Annotated in this window: 10 protein-coding genes; 3 read left to right on the top strand and 7 right to left on the bottom strand. The window is 71.9% G+C overall.

What is annotated here, in order from left to right; all coding sequences use genetic code 11:
- The first annotated feature begins 16 nt into the window (after positions 1-16).
- Complete coding sequence (locus SM447_RS01455; RefSeq protein ID WP_474571228.1) at positions 17-787, top strand: tyrosine-protein phosphatase; 771 nt, start codon at positions 17-19, stop codon at positions 785-787.
- Between the two features lie 93 nt (positions 788-880).
- On the opposite strand, the gene SM447_RS01450 is transcribed toward SM447_RS01455, so the two are convergent.
- On the bottom strand, positions 881-1,981 hold the full coding sequence (locus SM447_RS01450) for a branched-chain amino acid aminotransferase (protein ID WP_474570885.1): 1,101 nt from the start codon (positions 1,979-1,981) through the stop codon (positions 881-883).
- 196 nt (positions 1,982-2,177) lie between these two features.
- Positions 2,178-3,209, bottom strand: a complete 1,032-nt coding sequence (locus SM447_RS01445; protein WP_474570884.1) for a 3-isopropylmalate dehydrogenase — start codon at positions 3,207-3,209, stop codon at positions 2,178-2,180.
- A 214-nt stretch (positions 3,210-3,423) separates the two neighbouring features.
- On the opposite strand from SM447_RS01445, the gene SM447_RS01440 reads away from it, so the two are divergent.
- Together SM447_RS01440 and SM447_RS01435 are read left to right on the top strand one after the other, a co-directional pair.
- Positions 3,424-4,269 (top strand): FAD:protein FMN transferase, encoded by an 846-nt coding sequence (locus SM447_RS01440; RefSeq protein ID WP_474571227.1) that lies wholly within the window; start codon positions 3,424-3,426, stop codon positions 4,267-4,269.
- 320 nt (positions 4,270-4,589) lie between these two features.
- Positions 4,590-4,949 (top strand): hypothetical protein, encoded by a 360-nt coding sequence (locus SM447_RS01435; RefSeq protein ID WP_474570883.1) that lies wholly within the window; start codon positions 4,590-4,592, stop codon positions 4,947-4,949.
- A 195-nt stretch (positions 4,950-5,144) separates the two neighbouring features.
- Here SM447_RS01435 and serA read toward each other — a convergent pair whose 3' ends face one another.
- The 5 genes from serA to SM447_RS01410 all read right to left on the bottom strand — a co-directional run bounded on the left by serA (position 5,145) and on the right by SM447_RS01410 (position 13,096).
- Positions 5,145-6,743 carry a phosphoglycerate dehydrogenase gene (serA, locus tag SM447_RS01430; RefSeq protein WP_474570882.1) on the bottom strand — a complete coding sequence of 533 codons (1,599 nt, stop codon included), beginning with the start codon at positions 6,741-6,743 and terminating at the stop codon, positions 5,145-5,147.
- Positions 6,744-7,018: 275 nt separating this feature from the next.
- Complete coding sequence (gene ilvC, locus SM447_RS01425) at positions 7,019-8,032, bottom strand: ketol-acid reductoisomerase (protein WP_474570881.1); 1,014 nt, start codon at positions 8,030-8,032, stop codon at positions 7,019-7,021.
- 83 nt (positions 8,033-8,115) lie between these two features.
- Positions 8,116-8,631 carry an acetolactate synthase small subunit gene (gene ilvN / locus SM447_RS01420; protein ID WP_474570880.1) on the bottom strand — a complete coding sequence of 172 codons (516 nt, stop codon included), beginning with the start codon at positions 8,629-8,631 and terminating at the stop codon, positions 8,116-8,118.
- Entirely contained in the window at positions 8,631-10,499 is a 1,869-nt protein-coding gene (locus tag SM447_RS01415) for an acetolactate synthase large subunit (protein ID WP_474570879.1), read from the bottom strand. Before SM447_RS01415 ends, ilvN begins: the two co-directional genes overlap by 1 nt.
- A gap of 185 nt (positions 10,500-10,684) precedes the next feature.
- Complete coding sequence (locus SM447_RS01410; protein WP_474570878.1) at positions 10,685-13,096, bottom strand: putative bifunctional diguanylate cyclase/phosphodiesterase; 2,412 nt, start codon at positions 13,094-13,096, stop codon at positions 10,685-10,687.
- Positions 13,097-13,168 lie beyond the last annotated feature (72 nt).

The raw sequence follows: 13,168 nt of genomic DNA, 5'->3' as shown, positions 1-13,168 counted from the left end.
TGAACGGCCGGTGGGCATCGACCCACCGGCCGTTTACCGTGTCAGGGTGGACTCCATCGAGGTCAACCGCAGGATCCCGTTCAACACCACCTTCAACTTCCGGGACGTGGGCGGATACCGCGTCCAGGACGGCCGCACGGTTCGCACCGGCCGGCTCTACCGCTCCGACTCGCTGCACCGCATCGGCGACGACGACCGGGAGGCCTTCGCGGCACTCGGCGTGCGGACGGTCATCGACCTCCGCCGCCCATCCGAGGTCGAACGCGACGGCCGGGTCCCCGACTTCGACGGGCTGTCCTACCGGCACATCCACCCCGAACACGCGGACTGGAGGGAGCGGCCGTACCAGCCCGGCGACGATCTCGCGCGCTACCTCGCCGACCGGTACGCCGACCTCGCCCGTACCGGCACCGCCGGGCTGGCGGAGGCGATCGGTCTGATCGCCGACGAGGCGAACTCACCGGTCGTGGTGCACTGCGTCGCCGGCAAGGACCGCACCGGCATCGTCTGCGGGCTGACGCTCGCCGTTCTCGGCGTGGACGACGGCGAGATCGCTTCGGACTACGCGCTGAGCACCGAGGCGTCGCAGCGGTACCAGGCGTGGATCGCCGCCACCCTCCCGGATCTCGCCGAGATCCCGGCGCCGTACCTCTCCTCCCCCGCCGAGACGATGCTGCTCTTCCTCGCCGAGATCCGGGCGGCTCACGGTTCCGTCGACGGCTACCTGCGCAGCGCGGGCGTCACCGACGACCAGCTCACCGCCCTGCGTACCCACCTGCTCGACTAGGCGTGCCCGCCCCCGCCGGCAGCGCTGCGGGCGTGCGTTAAAAGGGGGCCCCTCCTATACGCCAGGCGTTAAGAAGGGGCCCTTCCTTGCACTTCAGAGCACGCGGTGGACCCAGTTGTGCGGGTCCTCCGCGTTGCCCCGCTGGAGATCCACCAGCTGCTGCCGCAGCGCCATGGTGACCGTGCCCGGTTCCCCGCCCGCCACGGCGAACTCCCCGTCGGGAAAACGCACCCGCCCGATCGGGGTGATCACCGCAGCGGTGCCGCAGGCGAAGACCTCGCGCAGCCGGCCGCTGGCGGCGTCCGTCCGCCAGTCGTCGAAGGTCACCGGCCGCTCCTCGACCCGGTGTCCGGCCGCCGAGGCCAGGGTGAGCACCGACTCGCGGGTGATGCCGGGCAGGATGGTGCCGGTGAGCGGCGGAGTGGCGATCGAGCCGTCGTCGTAGACGAAGAAGACGTTCATGCCGCCCAGCTCGTCGACGAACCGCCGCTCCACGGCATCCAGGAAGACCACCTGGTCGCAGCCGTGCTCAAGGGCCTCGGCCTGGGCGGCCAGCGAGGCGGCGTAGTTGCCGCCGCACTTGGCCGCGCCGGTGCCGCCGGGCGCGGCCCGGGTGTAGTCGGGCGAGACCCACACCGTCACCGGCTTGACCCCGCCGGAGAAGTACGCGCCGACGGGCGAGGCGATCACCGAGTAGAGGTACTCGTTGGCCGGGCGGACGCCGAGGAAGACCTCGCTGGCGAACATGAACGGCCTCAGGTAGAGGCTGCCGCCGTCGGCACCGTCCGGGATCCATTCCCGGTCGATCTCGATCAGCCGGTGCAGGGAGTCCACGAAGGTCTCCTCCGGAAGGGCCGGCATGGCCATCCGGGCGGCCGAGGTGTTGAACCGGGCCGCGTTGGCGTACGGACGGAACATCGTCACGCCGCCGTCGGCCGCACGGTAGGCCTTCATGCCCTCGAAGATCTCCTGCGCATAGTGCAGCACCGCGCTGGCCGGATCCATGGGGATGGGCGCGCGCGCCTCGACCCGGGCGTCGTACCAACCCTTGCCGTCGGCGTAGCGGATGGTGACCATGTGGTCGGTGAACACCCGGCCGAAGCCGGGGTTTACCAGCAGGGCAGCCCGGTCGGTGGCGGATACCGGTGCGGGGTTCGGACGGATCTCGAAATCGATCTTGTCACCACCGCTCATCGCGCTGACCTCCCTGGGGGACGACGGCATGCGCCGACCGCACGCCGGAAACATGTTTGTGCCAGAAACCTACCCCGAACGGTCGTTCAGCGGATAGGTCCACCGGTGCACAGGTGGCACGCCACCGGTGAACGGCCGACGGCACACCGGCCCGGAGAACCGGCGGAGCGGGGTCGGCCGGTGGGACGCGAACGGTTCAGCCGGCGGCCTGCGCCGCGATCCGGTCGCCCACCTCGGCGGTGCGTACCGCCGTCTCGGGGCTGCGGCCGGCCAACTCCGCGCTGACCGCGGCGGTGATCCGCGCGGCGGCGTCGGCATGCCCGAGCTGGTCGAGCAGCAGGGCCGCCGAGAGTACGGCGGCGACCGGGTCGGCCACGCCGCGACCGGCGATGTCCGGCGCGGAGCCGTGCACCGGCTCGAACATCGACGGGTACGACCCGTCGGGGTTGATGCTGCCGCTGGCGGCCAGCCCGATGCCGCCGGTCACCGCGGCGGCGATGTCGGTGAGGATGTCGCCGAAGAGGTTGTCGGTGACCACCACGTCGTACCGCTGCGGCTGGGTGACCAGGAACATCGCGGCGGCGTCGACGTGCTGGTACTCGGTGGAGACGTCGGGGTGCTCGGCGGCCACCGCCTCGAAGGTGCGCGACCAGAGCGACCCGGCGTGGGTGAGCACGTTGGTCTTGTGCACCAGGGTCACCTTGCGCCGCTCGCGCCGGGCGGCGCGGGCGAAGGCGTCCCTGATCACCCGCTCCACCCCGTGCCGGGTGTTCAGGCTCTCCTCGGTGGCGATCTCCGCCGGCGTGCCCCGGTGCAGTGCGCCGCCGGCACCCGCGTACAGGCCCTCGGTGCCCTCCCGGACGACCACCAGGTCGACCTCGCCGGGCTTGACCGCGGCGAGCGGACTGGCCACTCCCGGCCAGAGCCGCGAGGGGCGCAGGTTGACGTACTGGTCGAAGGCGAAGCGCAGCTTCAGCAGCAGGCCCCGCTCCAGCACCCCGGGGGGCACGGTCGGGTCGCCGACCGCGCCGAGCAGGATCGCCTCGTGCCCGGCCAGCTCGCTGAGCACCGAGTCGGGCAGGACCTCGCCGGTGCGGTGGTACCGTGCCGCACCGAGGTCGTACTCGGTGACCTCGACGCCGGGAAGCACCGCGTCGACGACCTTGCGGGCCTCCGCGACCACCTCGGGTCCGATCCCGTCCCCGGCCACCACCGCGATCCGTGCCACGTCCGTCAGCTCCTTCGCTCGAATGGCTCGACGGTACGCCGCCGTCCCGCCCCCCGGTACGAGTGTTCCACTTTTCGGGACATGGAACGCACAGCAGCTTCCCAGGCGGCATTCATGGGGCGGTCATCTCCGCTGCCTAGCGTGAGCGTGATGGGCCGTGGGCCCGGGCGAGCACCGCGACGGGGCGGCGCGCGTCGTGAAGGGGGCGGATGCGATGTGGACCGACGAGCAACCACGAACCCGCTGGGTGGACCCCGCGGCCTTCCGGTTCCGCCGGCCCGACCTCCGACTGGGTACCCGGGAGCGACGGCCGGACCGTGCCGGCCTGGTCGCCGGTGACCGGATCGCCGTCCGGCACACCGTACGCACCTCGACCGGGGAGTACACCCTGCTGCTGAACGCCCCCGAATGGTTGGGCCGGCGCGGCACCGGCGAGGCGCTGCGGGACGCCGTGGCCGAGTTGCGGGCGATCGACCTCACGTACGGCCCGAACCGTCCGGAAAGCCTGGTGTCCCGGCTGCGCCGGGGCGAGATCAGCCCCGAGTCGTACCCTCCGCTGGCCGACCTCGTGGACAGGTGCGCCGCGATGCGCGCGGCCACCGACGGCTGGTTCGACGCCTGGGCCGTGCCCGGCGGCTTCGACCCGGGTGGCCTGCTCGGCGGGTGGGCGGTCGAGCGGGCCGCGGCCCGGCTGCGGGACGCCGGCATCCACGACTACGCCCTGCTCAGCGGTGCCGACCTGGTGGTACGCGGACACGCGGGGCACGGCGGCCCCTGGCGGGTGGCCGTGCACCACCCGACCGCCCGGGACCGGGCACCCCTGCTGCTGGAGATGACGGCCGGCGCGGTCGGCACCTCCGGAGTGACCGGACGGCACGGACACGTGGTGGATCCGCACACCGGCGAGCCGGCCGCTCAACTGGCCGCCGCGACCGTCGTGGGGCCCGACCTGGCGGTCGCCGACGCCTACGCCACCGCCCTCTACGCCGCCGGAGCGGCCGGGCTGGGCTGGTTCCGCACCGGGTCGGACTACCGGGTGCTCTTCGCCGCCCCCCGCTGATCCGCGCGGCCGCATCCGTGGCAGGCACAGCGATCGGCCTCCACGGTCGCGGCAACGACCGTGGAGGCCGGTCGGCGACGAGTGCGCGTGGCTCGCGCAATCGAGGGGTGCGGGCCGGTCGGCCGGACGTCGACCTCGCCACCCGAAGACGGGCCGGCGCCACGTGCTCGGCAGGTGACCGCACCCGTACGCTATCGAATTGACGTGTTTCGCGGCAAGGGTTCCACACGGGAGCATCTGAGCGATCCTGGTACCTCAACGGCTGGTCTGCCGCAGGGTCGTTTTCGACAAGGTGAACCGCAGATGGCACGCTGTCCGCCGTGAGTTTCGATCTGAGCGTCTGGGCCCTGGCGGACGGGGCGACGCCCGAGGACGTACGAGCGGCGGTACAACGGTGCCGCAACGGGCAGCACCACGAGCGTCAACCGGACCCGCGGTGTGTGGCCTTCTACCGGGCGATCACCGTCAGCTACCCCGATCAGCCGGCCGGTCCGAACACTCCCTGGGCGGTCGCGCCGCTGCACAAGGCGGCCGACCACATCGAGCTGAACCTGGACCCGGCCTGTCCGGACCAGGTGCTGCTCGACATCGAGCGGCTCGCCGGCGAGCACCGGCTGATGCTCTTCGACGCCCAGGACGGCTCGGTCTATCCGCCGCCGGGCATTCGGCTGCCCGGCTGACCGACTCGCCACGCAGCGGGCGACAGGCCGGCACCACGCGCCGGCGTGGAGGTCCGGCCGCACCGCGTGCTCGGCGATCGGACGACCAGGGCCTGTGTCGAAGTACTCGGTCGCGCCGAGGACTTCGACACAGGCCCCAGGGGCCCGGCCATCGGCCGGGCCCCGTCGTGGCGTGCCTGAACGTCGCGCGGCCGGTTACACGTCGCGCAGGTCGGCGGCGCTGGCCGAGGTGGCACCGATCGAGTCGGCGGCCGAGGTGAGCAGGTCGGCACCGAGCGCCTGGTCGACGGTGAGCGTCATCAGCGTCTCGCCGCCGGCCTCGCGGCGGGCCACCTGCATGGCCGCGATGTTGATGCCGGCCTGACCGAGCAGGGTGCCGACGGTGCCGACCACGCCCGGACGGTCGGCGTAGCGGAGGAAGAGCAGGATGCCCTCGGCACCGATCTCCACGTCGAAGCCGTCGACCTCGGTCAGCTTGATGATGTCGCGGGTACCGGCCTGGGTGACGGTGCCGGAGACACTGACCGTACGGCCGTCGGGCAACGCGCCACGCACGGTCACCAGCACCGGGTGGTCCACGGTCTCGGTCTGGGTGGTCAGCGACACCTCCACACCCCGCTGAGCGGCCAGGTGCGGCGCGTTCACGTAGGTCACCTGCTCCTCGACCACCGAGCTGAACAGGCCCTTGGTCGCGGCGAGCTTGAGCACCGAGACGTCGTGGCCGACGATCTCACCGCGTACCTCGACGGTGACGCTGGCGGCGACCCCGCCGGCCACCGCGGTGAAGGCGCGGCCGAGCTTCTCGGCCAGCGGCAGCAACGGCCGTACGTCCTCGGCGACCACGCCACCGGCCTGCACGTTGACCGCGTCGGGCACGAACTCGCCCTGCAGGGCCAGCTTCACGCTCTTGGCCACCGCCAGGCCGGCCTTGTCCTGCGCCTCGGCCGTGGAGGCGCCCAGGTGCGGGGTGGCCACCACGTTGTCGAAGGCGAACAGCGGCGAGGAGGTGCACGGCTCCTTGGCGTAGACGTCCACCCCGGCACCGCCTACCCGGCCCTCGGCGAGCGCGTCGGCGAGGGCCTGCTCGTCGATCAGCCCGCCCCGGGCGGCGTTGACGATCCGCACGCCCGGCTTGACGATGGACAGCTCCTTCTCACCGATCAGACCCACGGTCTCGGGGGTCTTCGGCAGGTGGATCGAGATGAAGTCGCTCTCGCGCAGCAACTCCTCCAGACCGACCAGGCGTACGCCGAGCTGCGCGGCCCGGGCCGGCTGGATGTACGGGTCGTACGCGATGAGGCGGGTGCCGAACGCGGCGATCCGGGAGGCGAAGAGCACGCCGATGCGGCCGAGACCGACCACGCCGACGGTCTTGCCCTGGAGCTCGACGCCGGTGTACTTCGACCGCTTCCACTCCCCCGCCTTGAGCGCGGCGCTGGCGCTGGCGGTGTTGCGGGCGACCGCGAGCAGCAGCGCGACGGCCTGCTCGGCGGCGGAGACGATGTTGGAGGTGGGTGCGTTGACGACCATGACGCCCCGCGCGGTGGCGGCCGGGACCTCGACGTTGTCCAGACCGACACCGGCCCGGGCCACGACCTTGAGTCGGGGGGCGGCGGCGATCGCCTCGGCGTCGATCTGGGTGGCGCTGCGGACGATGACGGCGTCGGCCTCGGAGAGCGCCGAGAGCAGGGCCGGGCGGTCGGTGCCGTCCACGTGCCGGACGTCGAAGTCGTGGGCGAGCACCTCGATGGCGGCGGGGGCGAGTTCTTCGGCGATCAGTACGACAGGAGTCATTGGTCCTCGTAGATGTCGTCAGAGCGGTCGGCCGGGGGCTGGGCGCTGCGCTGCGCCCGGCGCGCTCCCGGGCCATGGCCGTCAGGTGCCGCCTGGAGCACCTACCCGCGATCGTAGGGGGCGGGCCGCCCGGCGCGCCCCGGAGTGCGGGGTGAGTGCCCTCACAAACCGGACGTGACGTGCGTGTTAACGATCGTTAGCCGGGTGGAGACAGCACGGCACCCGGATCCGGCGTCGGGGAGAACGCCGGGTCCGGGTGCCGTTGGGGAAAGCGCTCAGGCGGTCTCGGTGATCGGGCGGTCCACCCAGCTCATCATGCCGCGCAGCTTGCGTCCGGTCTCCTCGATCGGGTGCGCGGCGCCCTCGGCCCGCCACTTGTTGTAGTTGGGCCGCCCGGCCTCGTCCTCGGCCACCCACTCGCGGGCGAACTCACCGGACTGGATCTCACCGAGGATCTTGCGCATCTCCTCCTTGACCCGGCCGTCGATGACCCGAGGCCCACGGGAGAGGTCGCCGTACTCGGCGGTGTCGGAGACGCTGTAGCGCATCCGGGCGATACCGCCCTCGTACATCAGGTCCACGATCAGCTTCAGCTCGTGCAGGCACTCGAAGTAGGCCACCTCGGGGGCGTAGCCGGCCTCGGTGAGCACCTCGAAACCGGTCTGCACCAGCGCTGCCGCACCGCCGCAGAGCACCGCCTGCTCGCCGAAGAGGTCGGTCTCGGTCTCCTCGGTGAAGGTGGTCCTGATCGCGCCGGCCCGGGTGCCACCGATGCCCTTGGCGTACGACAGGGCCAGCGCGAACGCGCTGCCGCTGCCGTCCTGCTCGACGGCGACCAGGCAGGGCACGCCCTTGCCGTCGACGTACTGCCGGCGAACCAGGTGACCGGGGCCCTTCGGGGCGACCATCGCCACGTCCACCCCGGCCGGCGGCTTGATCAGCCCGTACCGGATGTTGAACCCGTGGCCGAAGAACAGCGCCTTGCCCGGGGCCAGGTTCGGCGCGATCGACTCCGCGTAGATGTGGCGCTGGGCGGTGTCCGGCGCCAGCACCATGATCACGTCGGCCTCGGCGGACGCCTCGGCCGGAGTGAGCACCCGCAGCCCCTGCTCCTCGGCCTTGGCCCGGCTCTTCGAGCCCTCGGGCAGGCCGATCACGACGTCGACACCGGAGTCGCGCAGCGACAGCGCGTGGGCGTGGCCCTGGCTGCCGTACCCGATCACGGCGACCTTCTTCGCCTGGATCAGGCCCAGGTCGGCGTCGTCGTCGTAGTACACCTCAACGCTCATGACTTCCCTTTCGTACGGCGGCCGGAGCGGCCCGTCGTGGCTTCTGGCCGGCCCCGGTCACCCGGACCGTGGGCCGGGATGGGTCAGGCGGCCCGCAGGGCCGGGCCGGCGGTGATGGCACGCGAGCCGCGCCCGATCGCCACCAGGCCCGACTGGACCATCTCCTTGATGCCGAATGGCTCAAGGTCGCGCAGCAGCGCGTCGAGCTTGTCGGGGGTGCCGGTCGCCTCGACGGTGAGCGTGTCGGCGGCCACGTCGACGACCCGGGCCCGGAACAGGTTGACCGTCTCAAGGACCTGCCCCCGGGCGTTACGGTCGGCGCGCACCTTCACCAGCAGCAGCTCGCGGGCCACCGAGGTGGACGGATCCAGCTCGACGATCTTGAGTACGTTCACCAGCTTGTTGAGCTGTTTGGTGACCTGCTCCAGCGGCGAGGACTCCGCGTTGACCACGATGGTGATCCGCGAGACGTCCGGGTTCTCGGTCTCGCCGACCGCGAGACTGTCGATGTTGAACCCGCGCCGGGAGAACAATCCGGAGACCCGGGCCAGCACGCCCGGCTTGTTCTCCACCAACACGGAGAGAGTGTGCATCGTCATCAGATGTCATCCTCGTCGAAGGCCGGGCGGACGCCGCGGGCGAACATGATCTCGTCGTTGCTGGTGCCGGCGGGGACCATCGGCCAGACCATGGCGTCCTTGCCGACCACGAAGTCGATGACCACCGGCGCGTCGTTGATGGACATCGCCATCTCGATGGTCTTGTCCACCTCCTCGGCGGTCTCGCAGCGCAGCCCCACGCAGCCCAGCGCCTCGGCGAGCTTGACGAAGTCCGGGATGCGGTGCTTGTGGGTGCCGAGGTCGGTGTTGGAGTACCGCTCGCCGTAGAACAGCGTCTGCCACTGGCGGACCATGCCGAGGTTGCCGTTGTTGATCACGGCGATCTTGACCGGGATGCCCTCCAGGGCACAGGTGGCCAGCTCCTGGTTGGTCATCTGGAAGCAGCCGTCGCCGTCGATCGCCCAGACCACCGTGTCCGGCTTGCCGACCTTGGCACCCATCGCCGCCGGCACCGCGTACCCCATGGTGCCGAGACCGCCGGAGTTCAGCCAGGTCTGCGGCTTCTCGTACGAGATGAACTGGGAGGCCCACATCTGGTGCTGGCCGACCCCGGCGACGTAGATCGTGTCCGGGCCGGCGATCTCCCCCAGTCGCTTGATCACGTACTGCGGGGAGAGCGTGCCGTCGGACGGCTCCTCGTAGCCCAGCGGGTAGCGCTCGCGCAGGTCGTCCAGCTGCGTCCACCAGTCGGCGAGGTCGGCGGTACGTCCCGCCGCCCGCTCGGCGGTGACCGCCGCCACCAACTCGTCGATGACGTGCCGGGCGTCGCCGACGATCGGCACGTCCGCGTGCCGGTTCTTGCCGATCTCCGCCGGGTCGATGTCGGCGTGCACCACGGTGGCGTCCGGCGCGAAGGAGTCCAGCTTCCCGGTGACCCGGTCGTCGAACCGGGCACCCAACGCCACGATCAGGTCGGCCTTCTGCAACCCGTAGACCGCGGCGACGGTGCCGTGCATGCCGGGCATGCCCAGATGCTGCCGGTGCGAGTCGGGGAAGGCGCCGAGCGCCATCAGCGTGGTGATCACCGGGATGCCGGTCAACTCGGCCAACCGGCGCAGACCCTCGGTGGCACCGGCCTTGAGCACACCGCCGCCGACGTAGAGCACCGGCCGGCGGGCGCCACTGATCAACCGTGCCGCCTCGCGGATCTGCTTGCCGTGCGGGTGCAGCGTCGGGCGGTAACCGGGCAGGTCCAGGGTGGGCGGCCAGGCGAAGGTCGTCGGCGCCTGGAGGACGTCCTTGGGGATGTCCACCAGGACCGGCCCGGGACGCCCGGTCGAGGCCAGGTGGAACGCCTCGGCCAGCACCCGGGGGATCTCGCTGGCCTCCTGCACCAGGAAGTTGTGCTTGGTGACCGGCAGGGTGATGCCCTGGATGTCCGCCTCCTGGAAGGCGTCGGTGCCGATCGACGGGCGGGCCACCTGACCGGTGATCGCCACCAACGGAACCGAGTCCATGTACGCGTCGGCGATCGGGGTGACCAGGTTCGTCGCACCCGGGCCGGACGTGGCGATGCAGACCCCGACCCGGCCGGTGGCCTGTGCGTAGCCGGTGGCCGCGTGACCGGCGCCCTGCTCGTGCCGGACCAGGATGTGCCGCACGGTGGAGTCGTAGAGCGGGTCGTAGGCCGGCAGGATCGCGCCGCCCGGGATGCCGAAGACGACGTCGACGCCGAGCGCCTCCAGGGAACGCACCAGCGAGCCGGCACCGGAGACCTGGGCCGGGGCGGTGCGTACCGCCGGGACGGCCGGCGTGGCGCGGGCGTGGTCGGCGTCGCCCGGCGCCTCGGCGGCGGTGCGGGCCCGCCGGGCGGAGTGGGCGAGGGTCTCGGGCGTGGGTCTCGTCATGGCGGTTGGCCTTCGGCTGGAGTGGGTGGGGCTGCTCACACTGTGGAACGCGGGCGGAGCCGGCGTTCGATTGGTTCGACGGCAAGAAAAAGGCCCACGTGCCAGATGCACGGGGCCAGCGCACTCTCAGTCAGGGAGAGTGCGCTCAGGTAAGTACTCGCAGCGACCGGTACGACGACATGGGCTCAAGACTGACGCATCTCATGCGATGAGTCAACTGATCCCACATTTTGGTTCACGGAGGCCGGCGCGTCGTCCGACGGCACGCCGCTCGGACCGGGCGTGACCTGCTCGGCGACGCTCTGCGCCCGACGCTGGGCGGGCGGTCCGATCGGACGCGGAAGCGGGTCGCCCGGCGAGGCGGTACGGGCCGGGCGGGCACCCGGCGACGTCGCCGCGTCCAGCATCGCCTCCAGGTGCTCGGCCGGTACGCCCCAGCCGAACAACGCGCCCTGGCCGAACCGGCAGCCGGCGGCCACCACCGCGGCCAGCTCCGTCGGCGTGGTGACCCCCTCGGCGATCACCTCCAGGCCGAACTGGTGCCCCAGCCGCATGACGATGTCGACCATCGGGGCGAAGGCGGGCCCGTCGCGCCCGACCGGCCGGACCGGCTCGTGCTCCGCCACCAGCCCATGGTCGATCTTGAGGATGTCGATCGGGAGCCGCCGGAGCTGGTTCAGCGAGGAGTAGCCGGCCCCGAAGTCGTCCAACGCGATCCGCACGCCGGTCAGCCGCAGCGCGGTCAGCCGCCGGATCAGCTCGTCGAGGTCGGTGGCGACCGCGTGCTCGGTGACCTCCAGCACCAGCCGCTGCGGCGGCACGTGATGGGCCCGCAGCGCCTCGGCGACCTGCACCACGTACTCCGGGGCGTGCAGTTCACGCGGGGAGACGTTGACCGAGACCCAGACGTCGTGCCCCTCGGCCAGCCACCGGGACAACTGGTAGCAGGCCTGGTGCAGCACCCAGGCGCCGAGCTTGGCGATCATCCCGCTCTCCTCGGCGAGGGGGATGAACTCGTCCGGCCGGACGTTGCCCAGTTCGGGGTGCCGCCAGCGCAGCAGCGCCTCAGCGCCGACCGGGCGCACCGACGGAAGGGAGGCCACCGGCTGGAACACCAGCCGCAACTCGTCCCGCTCGATCGCGCCACGCAGCTCGTGCTCCAGCGTGGTACGCCGGCGCAGCAGCCGGTCGTACGCGCTGTCGTAGCACTCGATCCGGTTCTTGCCGCGCTGTTTGGCGTAACGCAGCGCGAGATCCGCGTGCCGCAGCAGCAACTCGACGTCGGGTTCGTCCGCCCATCCCGCCAGCCCGATGCTGACCGAGAGGAAGACCGGCGCCTCGGGCTGCTCGTACGCGCCGCCGAGCACCCTCAGCAGCCGCTCCGCGACCACCCCCGCCTCCGCCGGCCCCCCGTGCATGAGCACCGCGAACTCGTCGCCGCCGAGCCGGGCCGCGAGATCCCCCGGGCGCAGGTTGCCACGCAACCGTCGGCCCACCTCCGCCAGCACCGCGTCGCCGACGTCGTGGCCGCGCATGTCGTTGACGTGCTTGAAGCCGTCCAGGTCCAGCCCGAACAGCACGCACGGCACGCGCTGTTCGGCGCAGCGGTGCAACGCGCGCAGCAGCCCGCGCCGATTGGCCAGGCCGGTGAGCGCGTCGGTGTGCGCGAGCTGCCGGAAATGCGCCTCCCGCTCGGCCAACCGGTGGGCGTAGGCCCGCACGTCGTGCAGGGTGAGGTACTGCCGGGCGACCAGGGCGAATCCCTCGACGCTGCCGGCGGCGATGGCCAACCCGTCGAACCGGCCGTCCTGGAGGAGGTGGTACATCGCCGAGGCGGCCATGGCGACCATCGGCACGAAGGCGTACTCGCCGTCGCGGCGGATCACGTCGATGGCCAGCTGTCCCGGTGGCTCGATGCGGTAGGCCGCCACCGCGGCGACCAGCAGGCCCAGGGAGAGCACCACCGCGCCGGTCAGCGCCAGCTCCGGACCGGCCTGGCAGAGCCCGGCCGCGACGCCCAATCCGCCCACCGAGGCGGCGATGATCCCGGTGCCGAGCACCGCGAGGCACCGTCGAGGCGCGGGTGCCCGGAGCACCATGATCGCGGCGATACCGGCGCTCAACGCCGCGCTGACCGAGGCGAGCAGGATCGACGGGCAGGCCATCGGCGTCGAGTCGCCGAGCAGCCGGGTGGGCTCGGAAAACAGCACCCAGCCGACGAACCACAGCGCCGTGCCCACGATCACGCCGTCCAGTGCGAGCCGGGCCGCCGAGGGCACCGAACCGCTCACCCCGGGCAGGCGGAGCAGACCGAAGCAGAACAGCAGCCCGCTGGTGGCCGTGCCGAGCGCCACCAGCGTGGCCCAGGTGGTGCGCTGCTGCTGCTCGTGCGCCCAGTGCTCGCTGGTGGCCAACGCGGCGACCACCCCGACCAGCAGGGCCACCGTGGCAAACGCGCCAGCGACCGCCAGCAGCGCGTACGCCGGACGGTGGCGGGCGGCCCGGCGCCGGACCGCGGCGGTCAGCAGCACGCCGGCCGTGAGGGCGACCAGCGCGCTCAACACCGCGGCGCCGATCATGGCCGGGGGTGTGTGCACGCCCTCAACTCTGCCGGATCGACGCTCACCGTGGGGATCGGGTGTGCATCTGTTGGGACACGGCGCCACGCC

The sequence above is a fragment of the Micromonospora aridisoli genome (genome assembly GCF_056150025.1).
This window is presented reverse-complemented; position numbering and strand designations above follow the sequence as displayed.

Bases quoted from the DNA above. Each gene is read 5' to 3' on its own strand.
- SM447_RS01450 (WP_474570885.1), bottom strand. From the start codon at position 1,981: ATGAGCGGTGGTGACAAGATCGATTTCGAGATCCGTCCGAACCCCGCA.
- ilvN (WP_474570880.1), bottom strand. From the start codon at position 8,631: ATGACGATGCACACTCTCTCCGTGTTGGTGGAGAACAAGCCGGGCGTG.
- SM447_RS01415 (WP_474570879.1), bottom strand. From the start codon at position 10,499: ATGACGAGACCCACGCCCGAGACCCTCGCCCACTCCGCCCGGCGGGCC.
- serA (WP_474570882.1), bottom strand. From the start codon at position 6,743: ATGACTCCTGTCGTACTGATCGCCGAAGAACTCGCCCCCGCCGCCATC.
- SM447_RS01440 (WP_474571227.1), top strand. From the start codon at position 3,424: ATGTGGACCGACGAGCAACCACGAACCCGCTGGGTGGACCCCGCGGCC.
- ilvC (WP_474570881.1), bottom strand. From the start codon at position 8,032: ATGAGCGTTGAGGTGTACTACGACGACGACGCCGACCTGGGCCTGATC.